Here is a 21,022-nt window from a genome sequence, read left to right on the forward strand (position 1 = left end):
TGCGCCGCTCCCAAGGGAACGACGCGCTGGCGTTTGCTTATGTTCAGAAGAGGTGACAGGCGACCTGCCGTCCCGGCGCGATCTCCTTCGTGGCGGGCATGCTTTCTCGGCACGCCGCGATAGCGCGCGGGCAGCGGGTGTGGAACGGACAGCCCGAGGGCGGGTTGGCCGGTGACGGGATCTCGCCCGCGATGCGCGGCGGCTTCACCCGGTTCGCCGGGTCCGGGATGGGGGAGCTTTGCCGCAACAGCACCGTGTAGGGGTGCGCGGGATCATCCATGATCTCCTGCGTCGGCCCGCTTTCCACCACATGGCCCAGGTACATCACGCAGGTCGTGTCGCAGAAGTGCCGGATCACGCCAAGGTCATGTGACACGAAGAGGAAGGACAGCGTCCGCTTTTCGCGCAGGTCGTCCAGCAGCCGCAGGATCTGCGCCTGAACCGATACGTCCAGCGCCGAGACCGGTTCATCCGCAACCACCAGGTCCGGTTCCAGCACAAGCGCACGCGCGATGCCGATCCGCTGGCGCTGCCCGCCCGAAAATTCGTGCGGGAAGCGGTCCATCGCATCGCGCGGCAGCCCGACTTCGGACAGGATCGCCTCGGCCCGGGCTCGGCGATCGGCCGAATCCCCGATGCCATGCACTTTAAGCGGCTCTTCCAGCGTCTTGCGGATACTCCGGCGGCTGTTCAACGAGGCATAGGGGTCCTGGAAGATGAACTGCATGCGTTGGCGCAGGCGGCGCATTTCGGCCGGCGAGGCAGAAGCCACATCGATGCCGTCGAAGGTGACGCGGCCGGCGGTCGGTTCCTCCAGCCGCAGGATGGCGCGGGAAGCGGTGGACTTGCCGCAGCCGGATTCCCCTACCAGCCCGACGCTGGAACCGGGAGCGACCGAAAGGCTGACGTTTTCTACTGCGCGCACCGTACGGGCCTTGCCGCCCAGGAACCCGCCCCCGATGGTGAAGTGCTTTTTCAGACCCTCGACTTGCAGACCGCTCATGCTGCTACCTCCGCCTTTGCGCGCAGGATGCAGCGCGCCTGGTGATCGGAGCCACCTGCCCCGCTGATAGGCCCGAGAGCCGGGTGACGGCCGCACTCCGGCCGGGCATAGCCGCAGCGCGGCGCGAAGTGGCAGCCTGCAGGCCGCGCGGTGATTGAGGGCACCGAACCGGGGATAGGCTCCAGCGTGTCGGCCCGCCGGTCCACACGCGGCATCGCCCGCAGGAGTGCCTCCGTGTAGGGATGGGCCGGGTTCGCGAAGAGCTGCTCGCAGTCCGCCGTCTCGACGATTTCGCCTGCGTACATCACTGCGACGCGGTCCGCGATCTGGGCCACGACACCGAGGTTGTGGGTGATGAAGATCACCCCCATGCCGCGTTCGCGCTTCAGATCATCCAGCAGGGTCAGCACCTGGTGCTGCACCGTCACGTCCAGCGCAGTAGTGGGTTCATCGGCCAGCAACACCTTCGGGCGACAGGCCAGCGCGATGGCGATCATCGCCCGCTGTCGCATCCCGCCCGAGAACTGGTGCGGATATTCGGTGATCCGCCGGCCCGGGTCAGGCACGCGCACTTCGTCCAGCAGATCACGCGCTTCCTTCAGCGCCGCGCCATGGCTCATGCCACGGTGGATCGTCAGGACCTCGGCAATCTGGTCACCCACGGTCATCGTGGGGTTCAGCGATGTCATCGGCTCCTGAAAAATCATCGCGATCTCGTTGCCGCGGATCTGGGCCATCTGCCGTTCGGACAGCTTTGCCAGGTCGCGTCCTTCGAAAAGGATTTCGCCGCGACCGATCCGGGCGCCCGCCTGTGGCAGCAGCCGCAGAGCCGACAGCGCAGTAACGCTCTTGCCGGAACCGCTTTCGCCCACCACTGCCAAGGTTTCATTGGCGGCAAGCGACAGGTCCACATCCTGGATGGCGGCATGCCAGCGGCCGTTCACCCGGAATTCCGTGGTCAGGCCGTGAATGTCGAGAAGAGCAGTCATGACTCACCTTTCAGTTTCGGGTCGATGGCGTCTCGCAGGGCGTCACCCAGGATGTTTAGCGCCAGCACGGTCAGCAGGATCGCCAGAGACGGGAAGACCACCAGCCACCAGGACGACAGGATGTTCTCGAAGCCTTCGCGGATCATCCCGCCCCAAGTGGCAGTCGGCGGCTGCACCCCCAAGCCGATGAAGGACAGCGAGGCTTCGGTGCGGATCGCGCTGGCCATCCAGAGCGAGGCGACGACGACGATGTCAGACAGGATGTTGGGCAGGATATGCACGCCCATGATCCGCAGGGGAGAGAAGCCGAGCGCCCGGCCCGCTTCCACGTATTCCTTCCGCTTGGCCGAGATAGTCGGCGCTCGGGCGATGCGCACGAAAGGCGCGGTTTCGGTAATCGCGATGGCGATGATCAGGTTTTCCAGGCTCGCCCCCAGCATCGCCGCGACCATGAGGCCCAGCAGCAGTGTCGGGAAGGACAGCATCACGTCGACAATGCCCATGATCACCTGGTCGACCATGCCGCCGACATAGCCCGCGAAGATCCCGATGGCAGAGCCCACCGTCATCGCGATCAGCACCGACAGGAACCCCACGGCGAGCGAGATGCGGGTGCCGTACAGCAGGCGCGAGAGCACATCGCGTCCATAGCTGTCGGTGCCAAGCCAGAATTCCGGTGACGGACCTTCCAGGCGATGCAGAATGTTCTGTTGCAGCGGATCATGCGGCGCCAGAAGCGGCGCGAATATTGCCGAGAGCAGGATCAGCGCCAACAGCCCGACACCCACCCAGGACAGGCGATTGCGGTTCAGGGTCTGCAGCACGACATTGGGTTTGCGGACGGGGATGGTTTCAGTCACGGCGGTCATCAGGAATAGCTCACTCTGGGATCGACGACCGCGTAGATCAGGTCGGTCAGGATGTTCACGAGGATCACGAAGCTGGCGAAGATCACCATCAGCCCCTGCAGCAGCGTGTAATCACGTGCCTGCAATGCACCCAGGATCAGCTTGCCCAGGCCCGGACGGGTGAAGACCATTTCCACCAGCACCGAATTGCCGATCAGCGTGCCGAAGTAGAGGCCAACAACAGTGACCACGGGGATGAGCGCGTTGCGCAGACCGTGCCGCATAATCAGGCGACGCGGCGGCACGCCCTTGGCACGGGCGGTGCGGATGAAATCCTCCCCCAACACGTTCAGCATCGACGAGCGCGTCACGCGGGTGATGTAGGCCGTCATGATCAGGCCAAGGTTCAGCGCCGGCAGAGTCAGGTTGCGGATATGATCCCCGAAGCTGTCGGACGCGGTCGACATGACCGGGAACCAGCGCAGGTAGACCGCGAAGGCCAGCAGCATCAGAATACCAGACACGAAGCCCGGGAAGGAAAGGCCGGTCAGCGACAGGATCCGCGACAGGTAGTCCGGCCAGGCATTGCGGCGCAGCGCCGCCACCATGCCAAGCGGCAGACCGAAGATGGCACCGATGATGACCGCCGCCGCTGTCAGCTCCAGCGTATAGGGCAGCACGCGGGCGACCTCTTCCAGCACCGGCCGCCCGCTGCTCATCGAGACGCCGAAGTTGCCGCCCAGCATGTCCCGCAGGAAAGCCAGGTACTGCACGCCAATCGGCTGATCGAGCCCCAGCTTGGCGCGCAGCGCCGCCAGCGACGCTTCGCTTGCCTGGTCGCCCAGCATGGCCATGGCCGCATCGCCCGGCACCAACCGGACCAGTACGAAGACCATGGTCAACATGGCCAGAAGTGTCGGGATCGCGGCCAGCAATCTCCTTAAGATGTATCTTGTCATGCGGCTTTCCTGTTGGTTGCCAGCCGGCCCGGATCAAAGGCCGACAGTTCGGTTCTTGTACGCCCGGTCTCTGCCAGGTCTGCGATCACCCGTCCGACGGACGGGACCAATTGGAATCCGTGCCCGGAGAATCCGAAGACATGAATCAGCCCCGGGGCCCGACGGGACGGTCCTATGACGGGCAGCAGGTCGGCGGTGGCCGCCTCCATGCCGGCCCAGGCCCGGACAAGGCGCAGGTCCGCGACCCAGGGGAAGAGGGCCAGGGTCGTGGACATGGCCCCCGAAAGCGCGCCGAAGTCCACCGAGGCCGAACCACCGCCGGGGCGCAACCGTCCTTGGACCCCACCGCCGATCAGAAAAGTGCCATCCGCGGTCTGCTTGAACGACAGCTTGCGGTTCTGCGCCGAGATGACCGGGCCAAGGCAGGGTTCGCAGCGCTCGGTCACGATCATCATCGAATTCTTGATGCCAACGTCCAGCGGATCGCCGGCCAACTTGGCGATCTGGCGCCCCCAGGCTCCGGCGGCATTGACGACCGTAGGGGCGACATGGGTGATGCCGCCCGCCACGACGGTCCAGCGCGTTTCTTCACGGGCCAGCCAGGTGACGGTGTGGTTTTCAAGGATCTCCACGCCGGTGTCTAGGCAGGCCGCGCGAAAGGCCCGGATGGTGCGATGCGGGTCGGCAGAGCCATCACGCGCGACATAGGCCGCGCCAAGCGCGCCGGGCTGCATGACCGGCACCAGTTCAGCCAGGCGGTCCGGGCCGATCCAGCACTCGTGGTGCATCCCCAGGGCCTCCAGCCGCGCGATACGGGCCTTGATCCGGGCCTCGGCATCCGCATCCATGGCCACCTGCACCTGTCCACCCGCGTGAAAGCCGCAGTCGTCGCCCACGAGGGTTGTCATGTCCTCCCACTGGGCCTGGGCCTCAAGGCTCAGCGGCAACTCTTCTACTGCACGATTGAGGCTGCGCACGCCGGCAGCCGTCGCGCCCGAGGCATGACGCCCGGTGAAGGCGCCCTCCAGCAGGACCACGCGCAGCCCGCGCCGGGCAGATTGCAGCGCCGCAGAGAGCCCATGCAGTCCGCCACCGATCACGATGAGGTCGGTGCGTGCCTTCATGTCTTGGCCTTCCCGAGGGACGCCAGTTCGCCCAGCGTCACGGGCTTCAACGGCGGGCGGATGTTGTGGAAGCCAACCTCGGCGCGCGGGAGGTCATGCGCCTCGGCGATCAGCCGCGCGACAGTATAGCCACACTGGCGGCCCTGGCAGGGCCCCATGCCGGCGCGGGTTTCGGCCTTCACCCGGTTGGGATCTGCCGCGCCACGGCGGGCTGCGGCGCGGATCTGGCCCGCGGTCAGCTCCTCGCAGCGGCAAACGATGGTGTCGTCGCTGATCTTGCCCTCGGGCGCGGGATAGAGGCTATCGAGCAGCGGCCGCGCAGCGCGTGCCTTCGACAGGGCGCGATCGCCCGCCGCCCGGGCTTGCCGCGCCTTTGTGTCCTCTAGAACACCCAGCGACCGGGCAATGCCGATGGCTGCCAGCGTCCCCTTGGCCAGCGCCGCCTTGGCCCCGTCGATCCCCGCCGCGTCGCCCGCGACGAACAGCCCGCTGCGCGTGGTTTCCCCCCAGGCATCCAGCACGGGCCGCAGCGATTTCTGCGTGTCGGACCAGGCGTGCTCACACTGCAGGGAAAGGGTCGGGTGAACCGAAGGCACCAACCCCTCGTGGATCAGCAGCACCCCTGCGGCGGCCGATTTCTCGCCTTCGGGGGTCTGCCAGCGGATACGTTCGAGGCGCTCGCCGCCCTCGGCGCGAAGCTGCGTGACCCCGGTTTCGCGGCGCAGCCCCGACAGCCGTATCCCGGCCTGCCAGCCCAGACCCTTTACCAGGCTCTTCCAGTCGCGCAGGGCACCGTTCAGATGCGGCAGCCCCCGGCGCAGCGTGTCGCGCGGGGCGGTATCGAGAAAGCCTTCGATCTGGCCGCCCAGCTTACGGAGCTGGTGGGCGTAAAGCAAAGGCAACGGGCCCGCGCCAGAAATCCAGACCGGTCCTTCAGGCAGCAGACCGCCGGATTTCAGAAGGATCTGCGCCGCGCCAACGGTCATCACACCGGGCCGGGTCCAGCCCGGGAAGGGCACGGGCCGCTCCTGTGCGCCGATGGCCAGAAGGACGCGCCGCGCCTCGATGACCTCGGCCTGACCCTCGCGGGTCACGAAGACCTGCCAGCTTTGCGTCGTGGCCTCCTTGCCGCTTTCCTCGATCTGCCAAACCCGTGACAGGGGGCGGTAGTCGGCCCCGGAGGCCCGGAAGGAACGGGCAACGTCGGCCCCTTGGCGGTACTCGGCGCCAAGCCCCTGCGCCAGGTGCGATCCGGGTTGGCAATTGCGCTCGACCCCGCGCCAGATCTGACCACCGGGAGCGGGCTGTTCATCCAGCACGACAACGGACAGGTCGCGCGCGCGAAGGTCACAGGCGGCCTGCATCCCGGCGGGGCCGGCACCGATGATGGCAACGTCGAAGGTCATCATCCCACCACCTTCCGCGCGCCCATCTGGCGGGCAATGGTCATGCCTTCGCGCACCGGCACGAGGCAGCTTTGCGTCGATCCCTTGCCGTCGATCTCGGCCAGGCAATCGAAGCAACAGCCCATCATGCAGAAGGGCGCGCGCGGACTTTCGCTGACCGGGGTGATGCGCGCGGACCCGAGATGGCGCAACAGTACGCTGGCCGCAGTCTCTCCGTCGCGTGCCTCGACCGGCTGCCCTTCGACGAACACGGTCACGGTTGGCCCAGTCGGGCGGTCAGGCAGGGGTCGGAACATGGAAACGGTCCTCTGAGAAGTGACGGGTATCGCCGGTCAAAGCACCGGCAAGGATCTGTTCGGCCAACCGCTCGGCATGCACGGCGGCCAGGGTGACGCCGGAATGGCAACTGACGGTCCAGAGGCCAGGATAGTCCTCGGGCTGGGTGTAAAGCGGCCCGCCGTCGGGCGAGAGGACCCGCAGCCCCGACCATTGCCGCACGATGCGCGCACCCGCGAGCGCGGGCAGGATGCGAAGGGCGCGCTCTGCCAGCAATGTGGCGGAGGCCTGGGTTGTGCCAGTGTCTAGGCCGACATCTTCGTGCGTGGCCCCGATCATCACGGTGCCATCCGCCGTCTGACGCAACCCGCTGCAGGGCATGGGCAACATCGGCGCTATCCGTTCAGTGACCAGCAACTGCCCGCGCTGCGGACGCAGCGGCAGGTCGATCCCCAAGGGCGCGACGATGTCTGAGGTGGCCAGCCCTGCCGCCACGATCACCTTCGGCGCCCGAAGCGTCGCACCGTCGGGGCCGGTCAGCTCGTAGCCCTGTCCGGTGGTACGCAAGGTCCGAACCGGCCAGTCCCAAAGGATCTCTCCGCCAAGTTCCAACAGGCCCTGCTGCAGCGCCGCCAGAAGCTTGAGCGGGTTCACGTGACCGTCACTGGTGCCATAGCTGGCGCCCGCGACGTCAGGCCCCAGGGTTGCATCGGGCAGCCGGGCCTGAAGCGCGTCCCGGTCCAGCATCTCCACACCCTGTGGCAAGGCACCGCCGCCGATCTTCTCCAGCAACAACTGGCGGTCCTTCAATGCCTGCTGAGAAAGGACAAAGGCCAGTCCCCCGGGTTTCTGATAATCCAAGCCAATGCCGCTACATTGCTCCAGCGCATCGCGGAACCCCGGCCACAGCGCCGCGCTTTCGGCCGTCCAGCGGGCATAGGCGGGCAGGTTCCCACCCTTGCCCTGCACCCAGACCAGGCCGAAATTCGCCCGCGCCGCGCGAAAGTCGCGCGCGCCGCCATCAACCACGCAGACCGATTGCCCGCGCTTCTGCAACCCGTAAGCAAGAGAGACGCCCACGGTGCCTGCGCCGATCACAATGTAGTCTGGCTGTGCCACGCTGGATTACCTCGCTTGTTGTTGATTTTTATCCAAATCGGAGGGTAGAAAGTCAAAATCGAAAATTTGCCAGAATTATTCCGTTAGGTTATACCCATGCGTGAACCCAGCCTCAGACAATTCGAAGCGCTCATGGCCGTGGTCGAGGCCGGCAGCGTCAGCCGCGCCGCGGAACGGCTGTCAATCTCGCAGCCCGCTGCCAGCAAGTTGATCGCGACGCTGGAAGACGACACCGAAATGCAGCTCTTCGACCGTGCCAGCGGCCGTCTGGTCGCCACCGAACAGGGAATGCGCCTTTACCACGAGGCCAACCGGGTCTTTGGCGGCGTGGGCCAGCTGATCCGCGCTGTCGAAGCCATCCGGCGTGAAAATCGTGGGCAACTGCGCGTCGGCGTCATGCCGGGCCTGTCGGGCGGGTTCATCGTCCGTGCGGTCCGCGCCTTCCGGGAGCGCTTCCCCGACGCCTTCATCTCTGTCGATACGCGCAGTTCGCAATTTCTGGCGGATTGGATGGTATCTGGCCGGCTGGACGTGGCGATCCTAGTGACGCGGCTGGATCACCCCACGATATCTACACGGCCGGTGCATTCCAAACCGATGGTTTGCCTGCTCCCCATCGGGCATCCGCTTGCCGCGAAGGCGAGGATCACCCCCAAAGACCTAGACGGGGAGCCCTTCATCGCCTTTGCCCGCGCAAGCCTGACGCGCAACCGCGTCGATGCAGTTTTTGAACGGGCCGGCCTTCGGCCCGATATCCGGATTGAGGCCGCCACTGCCCCGAACGTCTGCGAATTCGTCGCCGGCGGCATGGGGGTGACGGTGGTCGATCCGCTGGTATCGGAAGGAGTCAAAGGCCGGGTCGAGATGCGCCCCTTCGACCCGGCAACCAGCTTCGAGTTCCACACCAGCTGGCCGTCGCACAGCCGCAACTCGAAGCTGGTCAGCGCCTTCGTCGAAGAGGTCACCCGAGCTGCCGCGATTTCTGCTTGGGAAGAAGACAGCTACCGGCTCTAAGCAAACGTCAAGACGGCGCCCAATAGGGCGCCGTCTGCAAGCTTCAGAAAAGTATTGAAAGCTCTGCTCACTCCGCAAGCGCGGTGTTTTCGGTGATCGAGGGCGCCAGGTTCAGGTTGCCCGTCAGCTCGTACCCGTAGTCTAGCTTTTCGCTGCGCGCCCAGACCTGCATCAGGCTGAACAGGGGGACGGCACAGACGTCATCGTGGATCAGCTTCTGCGCCTCGGCCCAGAGCTGCATCTGCGTTTCCGGATTGGTCTCAACACGTGCCGCGTCGATCTGCGCGTCCGCCACTTTGCAATGCGAGAAGTTGGTCACGGCTGTGGGCGTGCCGACGATCGCCTGCGAATGGTAGAATTGGCTCAGGTAGCTGTCGGCCACAGGGAAGCGCGCGGCACCGTAGAAGACCAAGTCGCTCAGGTCCTGACGTATCTGCTGGTGATAGGTCGGGTGATCGACGACGTTCATCTCCATCTTGATGCCGGCCTGGGCCAGCTGCGCCTGGATCACTTCCATGATCGGCTTCTGCGACGAGCTGGAGGAAACGACCGCGGTCAGCGTGATCCCGTCGGGGAAGCCCGCCTCCGCCAGCAGCGACTTGGCCAACTCCGGGTCATGGCTGAAGATGCCTGCATCGCAGCTCTCGCCAAGGTAGCCTGGGGGCACCGCAGAGCAGCCGCGCGGACCGACATCTTCCCCCACGAAGGCCGAGATCTCGTCCACGTTGATGGCATGAGCCACGGCTTCGCGAACGTTGATGTTGTCCAGTGGCGCATGCGTTTCGTTCAGATAGAGGGTGCGGTATTCGCCGGGCGCGAAGATATCGACAATTATGTTCTCGTTGCGACTGACTTGGTCGACCCAACGCTGTTCGCGCTTGCCGTAGATCAAGTCCAGCTCGCCAGACATCAAGGCCAGTTCACGGCTGGAGTCTGAAGGGATTATCTGCAGGCGGATACCGTCCAGCTCGGGGGCGCCGCGGTAGTAATCGGGGTTCGCCACCAGATCGACGTGCTGCTGGGTCACGGCCTCTTGGAACTCGAACGGGCCGGTGCCGACGGGATCACCATTGAACGCATCGCCCTTTTCCTCGGCGGCCTTGCGGCTGACGACCATGCCACCGTGGTAGTTGGCGACCAGACCAAGGAAGCCCGGAACCGGCGCGCTGAGCTTGATCTGAACGGTTTCCGGATCAAGCGCCTCGACGCTCTCGAAGGCGGCGTAGTCATTCGCGAAGGACGACCGTTCCGGATCGGCCGCTCGCTCTAGGGAATAGACGACGTCATTGGCGGTCAATGGGCCGTAGCCCCGCTGGAACTCTACACCGTCGCGCAGGTGGAACGTCCAAGTCAGCCCGTCTTCGGAAGTTTCCCAGCTGGTCGCTAGGTCCGGCTCGATGGAAGCCGGGTCGGCACTGCCCGGTGCGAACCGTACCAGACCATTGAACATCCAGCCCGCCAGCGCGACATCGGTGGTCGCGGTTGCACGATGCGGATCGAGGTTGGTGGCATCCATGTTGATGCCAACATTCAGCGTGGCGGCAATCGCGGCCGCACTGGTCATCGACACCCCGGAAGCCACGGCCAGCCCCAGCATGCGCCTCAGATTTGTCACTGCGTTTCCAGACATGATCGTTTCCCTGTTGTTTTGATATGGCCGACTATGGGAACCCACCCATATGTCGTCAAAATCGAAAATGTTCGACCCATATTCCATCAGGTTATACTCATGCAAATCAGCGACCTCCCCTCGAGGCGTGTCGCAGATATGTGCGAGGAGGACTCACTTGCGAGTTCTGGCTGTTCGACGGGGTCTCATGTCGAAGATTGATGCCCCCTGCCGATGTACGACGAAAGGCGCGGAATACGCCAAGTCCTCCATAGCCCCGCGACCCGCAGGCTGGGCTGGCCCTCGTGGACCGCCGACCTTCCACAAGGGGAAGGTCCGCGAATCCGCTGAAAATCCAAAACAGAAAAATGCGCCCGGCCTTGAAGGCTCTGGCCAGAAATGAGTCAATCCCCTGAAAATTCGAAAAAATATTCTCTGAATTTTCTTCAGATGACCACTTCAAGGGCCATCGGCGCCACGTTTCCGGGGCCGGCGCGACGATGGCGGACATGTTCTCGCACGGTGATGATCAGGGCATCGCGAGAAAAAAGTTGCCACGCTTCTTGGAGTGATCACCCCCTGAGGTAACGTGGTTTCCACAAGCTCGCCCCAGAGCTGCACAGCATGTACCGGCCGCCGCCTCTGCACCGATGCCCAGACCTCGGCGGCTAGGGGCGTGTCGATGGGAGACGCTGTTACGGCGGTTTGGAGATCGGCGAGTTTGTTCCCTTGGTGGGGACAATCCAGCCAAATCGCAAACCTCGACATCCGGCCGCATAGAGAAAGGTGGCCGGGACCTTGGGACCCGCGCCCTTTAGCGCGCTACCACCGCATCCGGACACTGGACGCTTAAGAACAAAGGTATGTCGCCGAAGTGACGTACAGTATTCCAGTCGATAAGCACTCGGAACCAGTCAATGCCACCTGGATGAGAAGGCTTCCCACCTGGGGAGCGTCTGGTATTTCAGAATGGAACTCGACGTCTGGATTTCGATGAAACTTGTATCGCGCCCACTGCCCGCCTTCCTGTTCGACCCCTTCCGCAAGCACCCGCGAGCGCTGGTACTTCAGGACGACACCATTGCGGCGTCCGGCGGCACGCATGCCAGGATCCACCTCTCGGAGATCGCGGCAAGTCCCGTGGTGCGGCGTGGCCGTGTCTCCGCCCGCCTCACCCTGGATCTCGGCAACCAGTCCTGCGTCCTGCTGCCCGGGGTCCAGGAGGCACCCGCCAGAGCATTCGCGCAAGCTGTCGAGACAGCCTGGTCAGGCTACAATCTTGCCCAGTTTTCTAGGGAAGACGACGCGATTGCGGCCCTGCTGACGGCGGTTGAGGGATTGAAGGCACCGGCGAGCTATCCCGCCGCCTGCCTGGTAGACCCGGTCGCAAGCCAGGCCGCCGACCTCGACGCTCGCGTTCTGAAGAAGCTCAACCCAGCAGCCATAGGTGAGGAAACGATGGCGCGGCTGGCTCCGATCATGGAGCTCGCGCGCAATCCAGAGCAACTCCGCGATGCGGCGATCGCCGCCTTCGTCGATCGGCAGCTGGCGGACTGGAAAGAGTTCTTCGATACCGTCGAGTCCATGCCACTGACGCCGGCGCAGCGGCTGTCCGTCGTGGTCGATGAGGATGCGACGCTGGTCCTCGCCGGCGCAGGCTCGGGCAAGACCTCGGTCATCACCGCCAAGGCCGCCTATCTGGTGAAGGCCGGTATCCGGCAGCCGCATGAGCTTCTGCTTCTGGCCTTTGCCAAGGATGCCGCCACCGAGATGTCCGAGCGCATTGAGGCGCGGTGCGGCGTGCCGATCATGGCGCGCACCTTTCACGCCCTGGCCTATGAGATCATCGGCACGGTCGAAGGCGAAAAGCCGCCCCTCGCATCGACGGCCACCGACGACAAGGCCTTCCTCCAGTTGATCAAGGACATCCTGCGCGACATCGTGAGCCGGATGGCCGACATCGCCGGAACCGTGGTAGGTTGGTTCGCCGGCTTCTTCGAAGATATCCCCAACGCATGGGACTACGACTCTGCCCACAAGTGGTATTCCGAGGTTGAAAGCCGGAACCTGCGAAGCCTGAAGGGCGACACCGTCGCCAGCTTCGAGGAGCTGATGATCGCCAACTGGCTGTACCTGAACGGTATCGCCTACGAATACGAGCCGACCTACGAGCACAAGCTGACCGGGACCGGCAGGCGCGCCTACACACCGGACTTCCGGCTCACCGAGAGCGGCGTCTATCTCGAGCATTTCGGCGTCCGCAAGACGACGCGGAAGGACGGTACAGAGGAGCTGACGACCGCCCCCTTCATCGATCGCGACGCCTACCTGGAGAGCATGGCGTGGAAACGCCAGGTCCATGCCGAACACGGCACGACCCTGATCGAAACCTATAGCTGGGAGAACGAGGAAGGTCGCCTGCTCGAAGCGCTGGCAGAGAAGGTCGCGCCGCATGTCACGCTCCGCCCGCGCCCTGCCCTCGAGATCTACGACAGCGTGACATCCCTTGGTGTCGTCGACGGCTTCACGTCACTGATCGCGACCTTCCTGCGGCACTTCAAGAATGGTGGGTATCGCCTGGATGATTGCGAAACGAAGGCCACGACCCTGAAGATGGGCAAACGCGGCGCGGCCTTTCTCAAGATCTTCGGGGCGGTGTACCGCGAATATCAGGACAGGCTGGGCGAGCGCATCGATTTCGAGGACATGGTGAACCGCGCGACCGCGCTGGTGGAAAGCGGGCGCTACGACAGCCCATTCCGCCATATTCTTGTCGACGAATTCCAGGACATCTCGACCGGCCGGGCGCGGCTGATCCAGGCGCTCAAGAACCAGCATCCGGAGGCGAGGATATTTGCGGTCGGCGACGACTGGCAGTCCATCTACCGGTTCGCTGGATCCGACATCCACATCATGCGCAACTTCGGTCGCGAGTTCGGCGGCGTCTTCGCGGGCCACACCGGTGTCCACCGCACGGTCGACCTCGGACGGACGTTTCGGTCGGTCGACAAAATCGCCTTGGCTGCCCGGCGCTTCGTGCTGTGCAACCCGGCGCAGATCACCAAGACGGTTGTTCCTGCTGGCGAAGCAGAGCATCCCGCGATCCGGATTGCCTGGACCCGGCGCGAGACCGGCGATCAGGTGCTGGACGACACCCTGAAAGCTCTGAAGGCAGAGCCTGCTCCTCCCGGTCGCAAGGCCACGGTGCTCTTGCTGGGCCGGTATCGCTTTATCGAGCCCGACATGCGCAGCCTCCGTCGACGGCATCCGAACCTGACAATCACCTTCAAGACCATCCATGCCTCAAAGGGCCTGGAGGCCGACCACGTTGTCCTGCTCGGCGCCGATCGCGCACGCATGGGCTTTCCATCGATGATCGTCGACGACCCGCTTCTCGCCCTTGTCTCGCCCGAAGCGGAACCCTTTGCCAACGCGGAAGAGCGCCGCGTGATGTATGTCGCCATGACCCGGGCACGACGAACGGTGACGATCCTGGCGTCCGAGGCCCGCCCTTCAGCTTTCGTCACGGAGTTGCTGAAAGATCCCGCCTATGACGTAGCCAGCCCACGCGAAGCCCAGGAGCGCACCCATACATGCGAGCAATGTGGTGGGCGCCTGCTGTTCATGCCCGGCGGCGACGGCCCAGGCTGGTACCGTTGCGAGCACATCAAGCACTGCGGCAATCGCATGCCCGCCTGTCCCGCTTGCGGCACCGGGCTTCCGGTTCGCAAGGAACCGCAAGGCGAGAAGATTTGCGCGGAGTGTGGAGCCGTCCAGGAGCCGTGTCCGAAATGCACCGACGGCTGGCTCGTGGAACGGAGGGGAAGATACGGGGCTTTCCTGGGCTGCGTACGTTTCCCTGATTGCGCAGGAAAGTCGAAGTTAGGTCGTTAAGCAGGCAAGCGAACAGGTGGCTAAATAGGTGCCGGAAAGCGGCAGCGCCAATTGGACAAGCCAGGCCGAAGATAGCGATCATACGCGGTTCAAGGGCCAAGGTAGCAACGACATGGGCGGGGAGCCGCCCTTCGCTGCACTCCGTACGAATGTCGGCACCGCGTAGGGGGGGTGCCGGTCCGAGTCCCGACCTAGCCTACACTTCTGGCCTGGAAGGGGCTTCCCTTACCGTTTCGCTACAAAGAGGTTCGCATGCAGCTCACGAGGTGTGCCGTCATGGTCTACTGTTCTGCTACAAACGAGGCCAACTTGAGATTGAAGTCGTCTTATGCTTTTACCTATCGGAGTTGCTCCCTCTCCAAAGAGTGCGCATCACATCCCAAGAGGTAAACAAAGTGCGCAGACGTCCGCTATTTCGACTAATTTTGCTATTAGATATCGGCTTGTTCGGACTATCTAGCTATGGCGCAAACTACCTTTTGAGCTACGAAGAAGTTGAAGGGCAAACCTACCTAATCGTCATGGCGATCGCGGTAGCTATTTATGTCGCGGTTCGTGTCATCGGCACATCAAGGGATAGAGTGGAGCTATTGGCTCACTCAACCCTCTCAGATCGCATTGCTGATTCATTGATTTCATATGGATTGGAAGAAACATATAATATGCAGAGCCGGGCAGATAAAAGTCGGAGAAATTCCGACACCCAGGAGACGATTGAAGAAGCCCAGACTCTCAAGTTAGCCGCCAACTCCGGCGCCTCATACTTGTCTCGAGGAGTGAACCGCCATTGGAAGTATTTTCAGGATCGCCTCGACAAGCGAGTACCTGCCAAGATCATTCTCCTTGATCCAAATTCTTCAGAAAAGCAGTTCAGAAACAAATTGAACAACGGAAAAGAAGGGGTGGATAGTAAATTGCCTCTAGCGGACATCATTCGAACCGCGCAGACATATCCTGACTTCCAAGTTCGCTTTGCTCGCACTGGAATGAGCTGTACAGTATTCTTATCTCATGACGCCGCTTATTTCGACCCTTACCATGTCGCGATGGATGGAGGAAGGATTCCAAACCTTTTCCTTTGCATGAAATGGCGTTGTTGCAGAACGGCGTCCTGAGGCGTGGGGGGCCCTTTCCCCGTCAGGTTCAGGTCACGCGGACGATCTCGGCTGTGCCGAGGGCGTTGAAGCGGTTCATGAGGGCGACGCGGATGTGGATTTCGGCAGTCTGGCGGTCGGGGTCTCTGGCGGCGATGCGCTCGCCGAAGGCCTTCAGGCATCGCATCCTGGCCTCGGCGCGGCTGCGGATATGGTATCCGGTCCACCGCTTCCAGAACGCCCTGCTATAGTGACGTGTGGCGCGCAGGGTTTCGTTGCGCGCCCGGGAAGCTGGGCAGTCGCCTTTCCATGGCCAACCGTTCTTGCGGATCGGGATGATCGCAGTGCCACCGTGTGCGATGATGGCGCTATGGCAGCGGCGGGTGTCGTAGGCGCCGTCTGCGGTCACGGTGCCGATGTCTTCGTCGTCCGGGATCTGGTCCAGCAGGTCTGGCAGGACGGGGCTGTCGCCTTCCCGGCTGGGGGTAAACTCGACCGCGCGGATGTCGGAAGTGGCGGTGTCCATGGCCAGATGGACCTTGCGCCATTGGCGACGGCCTTGCAAACCGTGCTTCCGGGCCTGCCATTCGCCATCGCCGAGGAACTTGATGCCGGTGCTGTCCACCAGCAGGTTCAGCGGCCCGCCGGCACGGCGATAGGGGATCTGCACCTTAAGAGTCTTCTGCCGGCGGCACAGCGTGGAGAAGTCTGGAACGGGCCAGTCCAGCCCGGCGAGGCGCAGGAGGCTTGCGACCATCCCGGCAGTCTGCCTGAGCGGCAGCTTCAATAGCACCTTGATCGACAGGCAGAACTGGATCGCCGCATCCGAGAAGACTGGCGGGCGTCCGGGGCGGCCCTCATGCGGCGCGTGCCAAGCCATCTCCTTGTCCAGCCAGATCAGCAGAGACCCGCGCTTCGTCAGCGCAGCGTTGTAGGCGGACCAGTTCGTCGTGCGGTAGCGGGCGGGCTTGGGCTTGGGCTTGGGCTTGCTCATGACGCCCGTCTAACCGCTTGGATTCGTGATGTGAATCTTTCACGATGAGATTTCTGCAACAACGCCGGGTTCAACCGGGGGCGCGTCGGTCTCCCCGTCGGACTGTTCCTCTTCCTCGATGACGGTCAGTGGCTCGGTGTCTTCAGCGAACTTCTCCGCCCAGTAGGGATTCACGAGGAAACGCGCGATGTCCTGGTCCTTCCCCTCGAAGGTGAAGGCCACCAGTTGCCGCGCCATGTCGTCATCCTCGAAGCGCGCCCGGGCCACGGTCGTGCGGTAAGTGTATAAGAACCACTCCCGCGGCGGATCGACCTCTTCCCAAGCGACGTCGACGGTCTTCCCATCCCCGCGATTGCCGGTGATCGTCCCGACCGCCTTGATGCGCATGGCGCTTACCGTGCGCCCCCGGTTCTCGAACGGGACATCATGCTTGCGGGTGTAGGCCGCCTTGATCGCGATCCGATCGCCCTGCTTCATCTGACGCACGAGATGAGAAAACTTGTCGTCGTAGCCATTTTGCCAGATGCGGTCGGCAAGAAAGCGCGGGGTCTGATCGCCTTCGTTCCACGCAGCGCCAACGAACCAGTAGTTGACGCCTTCCGCAACGATTGCGCCCTCCGGCGCCTGATCTTCTACCTCATCGCCTTTCAGCATGGAGCGCGCACCACATCAAGAATCTGCTCAAAATCGCTGAAGAATTGCAGAGCGCCTGTATATGTCTGGTCGAAAAGTCTCACGCCTACCCCAAATTTTTCAGGAAATTCCTGACATTCAACCCGATCATTGCAACCTTTGCAATCAGGCCAATCTTTTCCAGGTTTCGAGTGCCTTTTCGTCGACACGAATTATACCGAACAGATTTAATGGCAGCAAAGCGGGCTGCAACTGTAGCATCTTGACCGGCCGATAAACGGCAGCTCTGGGCCGGCCCCACCTGCCGGGCCTCGATGAGGTTGAGGTTGCCTCCGCCCTGGCACACCCCGCATCCTTGGCGGCGTGGCTATCCAAAGGCGATCCAAGCTGCTGGTGGTCGAGGATATCTCCGAATGCCGTCTGATCACGCTTTTCACCGATGCCTGCTGACGCCCCGTCGTAGACCCCGATGCTGTACCGGATACGGACTGCCGGATTGCGGCGGCCTGCAGTTTTCCTCGGCTGGATAGGCCCCAAACTAGGGTCACAACCAGGCAGGCGTGACGACCAAATGAAGGTCGTTTGCGAAAAAGAAACCTGTCGACGCCTTAAGTCCAGCGAATCCAGGGGCTTGAGGCTGCCAGAATTTTTGCGAAAACCCTTTATTTCCAATTGCTTGCAATCCGTACCGCCGGAGGGCACTTTGCCCTCGTCTGAGCGAGGCGAGCATTCCAACTCCTCCCGATCAGCCGTGACGCGGCCTGCCCTCCCTGTGGGTCAAAACTCGCTCGAATTCATCGGAGGCTATGTTGGCCGCCCCTACCGTTATCGAAATCCCGGACAATGGCGGGGCGGTCGCAGTAATGGCCGACCTTCACCTCAAGTCCTATTTTTGGCATGGAAGTAACCCGCTCGAGTTTCATGGCCTCGAAGATCGGCTCCTCGGGGAAAACGTCGATGCCTTGATCGTCGCGGGTGACCTGTCTGACAGTTTCGGCCCGTCACTGCAGGACGCGCTCGCATATCTGAGCCGCTATGTTCCCGCCGATCGCATCCACCTCCTCCCCGGAAACCATGACTACTATTCTGGGCGGCTTGACGACGAGAACCGGCTCCGTGACCTGATTCACGCCAGCGGGAGTTGGTTCGCGCAGAAGACCGAACTCCGCCATCGCAGCGACCGGTATCTCTGCGCCACGTTGTGGACGGACTTCGACCTACTGGGGGATCAGGAGGCTGCCAAGAACTTCGCCCGCCGATTCATGCGCGACTTCGACATGATCTTCATCCAAGCGCCCGGTCATGTGTGGCTCGACCCGGACCAGGTGCTGCCGCGCCGCATAGTCCCGGTTACGCCTGAGGATATAATCGCCGTGCATCGGGAACACCGCGCTTGGCTGGAAGAACGACTGGCGACCCCACATTTCGCCGGTAGTGGCAGGACCTTTGTTGTCACGCACCACGGTCCGCACCCGTCCGCCGCAGGGCCAATCGAGGGCCTCACGCCAGCCTTCCACTCAAACCTGACCGAAGCCCTCGAGCGGAGCGACATCGACACCTGGTTCTTCGGACATTCGCACCGGCGGCTGTCCTGCACAGTCGCAGGGACACGTATCCAGAATGTTTCAATCGGCTATCCGGACGAAGATCACGGTGACGACGAGGATGACCTGGCGGAGGTCTGCTTCATTGCGGCGGCGCTGAACACGCAGTCCTCGAATGAGGTTGGGGAGCTGCCGGCCGACCGACAGGCACTCGAGCAGGACTTCGAGTACGCGCTTCGGTGCAGCGAAACCGGCATTCCTGTCCTCGTGGACAAGGTCACACCCGAAACGCGCACCTTTCTGCACCATGCGTTGAGGGGATGCGCCTGCCCTGTCGTGCCGGAAGGAGACGCGTACTACGCGACCGATGTCATCGTCGCGTTCGGCCAGACACGGCCAGGTTCTGAATGATGCCCTTTGATGCGATCATTTCGATCTCGGGGATACTGGTCTGTCTGGTTGGCCTTGTTCATGTCGTCATCGCCTACCGGCAGACCACGCGCTCGGCTGAACCTGATCCGCAGCGCGTAAAACGCTTCGTCGAAAGCGCCGCGCCGATCCCCGGCCACCTGCTTTACGCTCATCAGGATCGATGCCCCACAGCGAGGCCCTCTCGCGCGCAAAAGGCCGAGCCTGCTGAGGAAGACTCAAAAGACCACGAGGCGCCGCGTTGACCACACCACTCCCCCTCGCGCCCGATCTCCAGGATCGGGAAACTGCCTTCTCCTTCGCATCGCGCCTCGCCGCGATGAACGGCGTGGATACTGCGGGCTTCTGCACCGACATGGGGCTGTCCTTCAGCAAGGTGATCGACGGCAATCCTGAGGCCCTGGCCCGTCTGGCAGATCTCAGCGCGGCTGACGTCGAGGACCTGCGGCGCTGGTCGCCCCTCTACCTGGGCAACCGAGAGCACGAGTTCCGCGGCAATCGCTTTCATGCCAAGGCCATCAAGGAAAGCACCGTCCGGGGCTGTCCTGCCTGTCTGCGGGAGGATGCGGAAGCCGCCCCAGACAGTTTTGAAGGCGACATGTACATCAGGGGCCACTGGCTCTTCCGGCCTGTGACACTCTGCCTGAAGCATCACCATCCTCTCGTTCCGCTATGGGCCGAGGCCAATGTCAGCCGGCGCTACGACGCTGCCGCTCGCTTGGCCGAGATCGCGCCCGGCGTATGGGCCGGAAAACTGGACAAGGAGCCTCGCGCCCCCAACCCGTTCGATGAATGGATCGAAGCGCGCCTCGCGGGCACCCCCACGGAGAGCTGGCTGGATCAGTTCGACCTCTACGCCGCAGCACATTTCTGCGAGTTGCTCGGCCGCGCCATCTGGGCGGTCAGATACCCAAAGTGGAAAAAGTTCGGCCCGGAGCGTGCCTGGATGTCCTTCGAGATGGGCTTCCGCTTCGCGACCGAAGGGGAAGCGACGGTCCGCGATACCCTGATGCAGCTGCAGGAGACCATTGGCGAGCCGACCGACGGCCCCAAGAAGAAGTACGGCGCGCTGTACGACAGGCTCGCGTTCGACCTCCTGGGCGAGGCCTACGCTCCCTTCCGGGAGCTTCTCCGCGACCACATTGCGAGTACCTGGCCGTTAGGTCCGGGCGACGACCTCATGGGAGAGCCGGTGCTAGAGCGAAAGGTCCACTCGGTCCGCACCGCCGCGCGCGAGCTCGGCATAGATCCCCGGCGCCTGCGCAAGTTGCTGGTCGATATCGATCTCGTCCGGCCCGCCGAGACCGGCCGCGATGACCAGTGGGAGCTGTTCGATGCCAGGGCAGCGCAGCCACATCTCGACCGGATCAACACCCTGGTGTCCGCAAAGGACTTCCAGGAAGCATTGAACATGTCCCGCTCGCAGTTCGAGCTTTTGCGAAAAGAGGGCCATTTCCCGCCCACAATCGACGGCGGAGATCACAAGCCACTCTGGGACGTCCGTGCTGCCTACCAGTATCTGGAACGTCTTTTGACCGGGGCTGAGCCGATCTACGTGAGCATGCACGGCTGGGATGACATCCCGACGACCGCGCAATGCCTCAAGGTCTCCCCCGGCACGGTCCTGAAGCTGCTCGAGGGCGGCAGGGTTCAGCGGATCGGTCGGCACACCAACCGTGATGGCTACGCCAGCATCGTGGTCACGAAAGGCGAGATCGAGCGTCTTCTGGATCGCCCCGAGGCGCCGGGTCTCAGCATCGATGTCTTTGCCCGCCAGTGCGGTCTGACCCGCTCAGCCGCTATGCGGCTGGTGCGGGAGGGGCACGTCCCGTCCACAGAGGGCCGACACCCCAAGACCAATGCGCGGCAGCGCTTCCTGGCGCCAGGTGACCTGGCAGTTTTCCATGGGCGGTTCGTGACCCTGCGCGGTCTGGCCGTCGAGCTTGGCATGCCCTGGCAAGCACTCCGGCCCAAGCTGGCGGCTGCGGGTCTAGCGCCCTTCAGTCCGGACGGGCAGGACTACGGCGCGGTTTTCGAGCGCTCTGCCATTCAGGATCATCCTGGTAATTTCACCTGAGCCTGCGGCT

At 63.2% G+C, this 21,022-nt stretch carries 17 protein-coding genes; 6 read left to right on the plus strand and 11 right to left on the minus strand.

What is annotated here, in order from left to right:
- Nucleotides 1–43: 43 nt before the first annotated feature.
- Genes CEW88_RS18850 through CEW88_RS18885 form a run of 8 tightly spaced genes read right to left on the minus strand, consistent with a single transcriptional unit; the run spans nt 44 to nt 7,724 of the window.
- Complete coding sequence (locus CEW88_RS18850) at nt 44–1,003, minus strand: ABC transporter ATP-binding protein (RefSeq protein ID WP_108969682.1); 960 nt, start codon at nt 1,001–1,003, stop codon at nt 44–46.
- Nucleotides 1,000–1,992, minus strand: coding sequence for an ABC transporter ATP-binding protein (locus CEW88_RS18855; RefSeq protein ID WP_108969684.1), 993 nt, complete (start codon nt 1,990–1,992; stop codon nt 1,000–1,002). Before CEW88_RS18855 ends, CEW88_RS18850 begins: the two co-directional genes overlap by 4 nt.
- Nucleotides 1,989–2,861 carry an ABC transporter permease gene (locus tag CEW88_RS18860; RefSeq protein WP_108969686.1) on the minus strand — a complete coding sequence of 291 codons (873 nt, stop codon included), beginning with the start codon at nt 2,859–2,861 and terminating at the stop codon, nt 1,989–1,991. The genes CEW88_RS18855 and CEW88_RS18860 overlap by 4 nt, the downstream gene beginning before the upstream one ends.
- Nucleotides 2,861–3,775: an ABC transporter permease gene (locus CEW88_RS18865; protein ID WP_254694493.1), complete on the minus strand. Its 915-nt coding sequence runs from the start codon at nt 3,773–3,775 to the stop codon at nt 2,861–2,863. The genes CEW88_RS18860 and CEW88_RS18865 overlap by 1 nt, the downstream gene beginning before the upstream one ends.
- Before the next feature lie 20 nt (nt 3,776–3,795).
- Complete coding sequence (locus CEW88_RS18870; protein ID WP_108969689.1) at nt 3,796–4,923, minus strand: NAD(P)/FAD-dependent oxidoreductase; 1,128 nt, start codon at nt 4,921–4,923, stop codon at nt 3,796–3,798.
- Nucleotides 4,920–6,329: an NAD(P)/FAD-dependent oxidoreductase gene (locus CEW88_RS18875; protein WP_108969954.1), complete on the minus strand. Its 1,410-nt coding sequence runs from the start codon at nt 6,327–6,329 to the stop codon at nt 4,920–4,922. Before CEW88_RS18875 ends, CEW88_RS18870 begins: the two co-directional genes overlap by 4 nt.
- A complete protein-coding gene (locus CEW88_RS18880; RefSeq protein ID WP_108969691.1) occupies nt 6,329–6,625 on the minus strand; it encodes a (2Fe-2S)-binding protein in 297 nt (98 codons plus the stop codon). The genes CEW88_RS18875 and CEW88_RS18880 overlap by 1 nt, the downstream gene beginning before the upstream one ends.
- Entirely contained in the window at nt 6,606–7,724 is a 1,119-nt protein-coding gene (locus CEW88_RS18885; protein WP_108969693.1) for an NAD(P)/FAD-dependent oxidoreductase, read from the minus strand. Before CEW88_RS18885 ends, CEW88_RS18880 begins: the two co-directional genes overlap by 20 nt.
- Before the next feature lie 96 nt (nt 7,725–7,820).
- On the opposite strand from CEW88_RS18885, the gene CEW88_RS18890 reads away from it, so the two are divergent.
- Nucleotides 7,821–8,738, plus strand: a complete 918-nt coding sequence (locus CEW88_RS18890) for a LysR family transcriptional regulator (RefSeq protein WP_108969694.1) — start codon at nt 7,821–7,823, stop codon at nt 8,736–8,738.
- Nucleotides 8,739–8,805: 67 nt separating this feature from the next.
- Here CEW88_RS18890 and CEW88_RS18895 read toward each other — a convergent pair whose 3' ends face one another.
- Nucleotides 8,806–10,368 carry an ABC transporter substrate-binding protein gene (locus CEW88_RS18895; protein ID WP_254694494.1) on the minus strand — a complete coding sequence of 521 codons (1,563 nt, stop codon included), beginning with the start codon at nt 10,366–10,368 and terminating at the stop codon, nt 8,806–8,808.
- Between the two features lie 948 nt (nt 10,369–11,316).
- Between CEW88_RS18895 and CEW88_RS18900 the strand changes: the two genes are divergently transcribed.
- A complete protein-coding gene (locus tag CEW88_RS18900; RefSeq protein WP_254694495.1) occupies nt 11,317–14,241 on the plus strand; it encodes a UvrD-helicase domain-containing protein in 2,925 nt (974 codons plus the stop codon).
- 395 nt (nt 14,242–14,636) lie between these two features.
- On the plus strand, nt 14,637–15,356 hold the full coding sequence (locus CEW88_RS24575) for a hypothetical protein (protein ID WP_159099670.1): 720 nt from the start codon (nt 14,637–14,639) through the stop codon (nt 15,354–15,356).
- A gap of 28 nt (nt 15,357–15,384) precedes the next feature.
- Here the strand turns inward: CEW88_RS24575 and CEW88_RS18905 are convergent, their stop codons facing one another.
- Nucleotides 15,385–16,329: an IS5 family transposase gene (locus CEW88_RS18905; RefSeq protein ID WP_108969696.1), complete on the minus strand. Its 945-nt coding sequence runs from the start codon at nt 16,327–16,329 to the stop codon at nt 15,385–15,387.
- A gap of 39 nt (nt 16,330–16,368) precedes the next feature.
- Entirely contained in the window at nt 16,369–16,983 is a 615-nt protein-coding gene (locus CEW88_RS18910) for a hypothetical protein (RefSeq protein ID WP_108969697.1), read from the minus strand.
- Between the two features lie 788 nt (nt 16,984–17,771).
- Here CEW88_RS18910 and CEW88_RS18915 point away from each other — a divergent pair.
- The 3 genes from CEW88_RS18915 to CEW88_RS18920 are packed head-to-tail and all read left to right on the plus strand — an operon-like array spanning nt 17,772 to nt 21,012.
- Nucleotides 17,772–18,917, plus strand: a complete 1,146-nt coding sequence (locus CEW88_RS18915; protein ID WP_159099671.1) for a metallophosphoesterase family protein — start codon at nt 17,772–17,774, stop codon at nt 18,915–18,917.
- On the plus strand, nt 18,914–19,180 hold the full coding sequence (locus tag CEW88_RS24580) for a hypothetical protein (RefSeq protein ID WP_159099672.1): 267 nt from the start codon (nt 18,914–18,916) through the stop codon (nt 19,178–19,180). The genes CEW88_RS18915 and CEW88_RS24580 overlap by 4 nt, the downstream gene beginning before the upstream one ends.
- Nucleotides 19,177–21,012, plus strand: coding sequence for a TniQ family protein (locus tag CEW88_RS18920; RefSeq protein WP_108969701.1), 1,836 nt, complete (start codon nt 19,177–19,179; stop codon nt 21,010–21,012). Before CEW88_RS24580 ends, CEW88_RS18920 begins: the two co-directional genes overlap by 4 nt.
- The last annotated feature ends 10 nt before the right edge of the window (nt 21,013–21,022 follow it).

Origin of the sequence: Alloyangia pacifica, assembly GCF_003111685.1 — a bacterium.
Classification (GTDB): Bacteria; Pseudomonadota; Alphaproteobacteria; order Rhodobacterales; family Rhodobacteraceae; genus Salipiger; species Salipiger pacificus_A.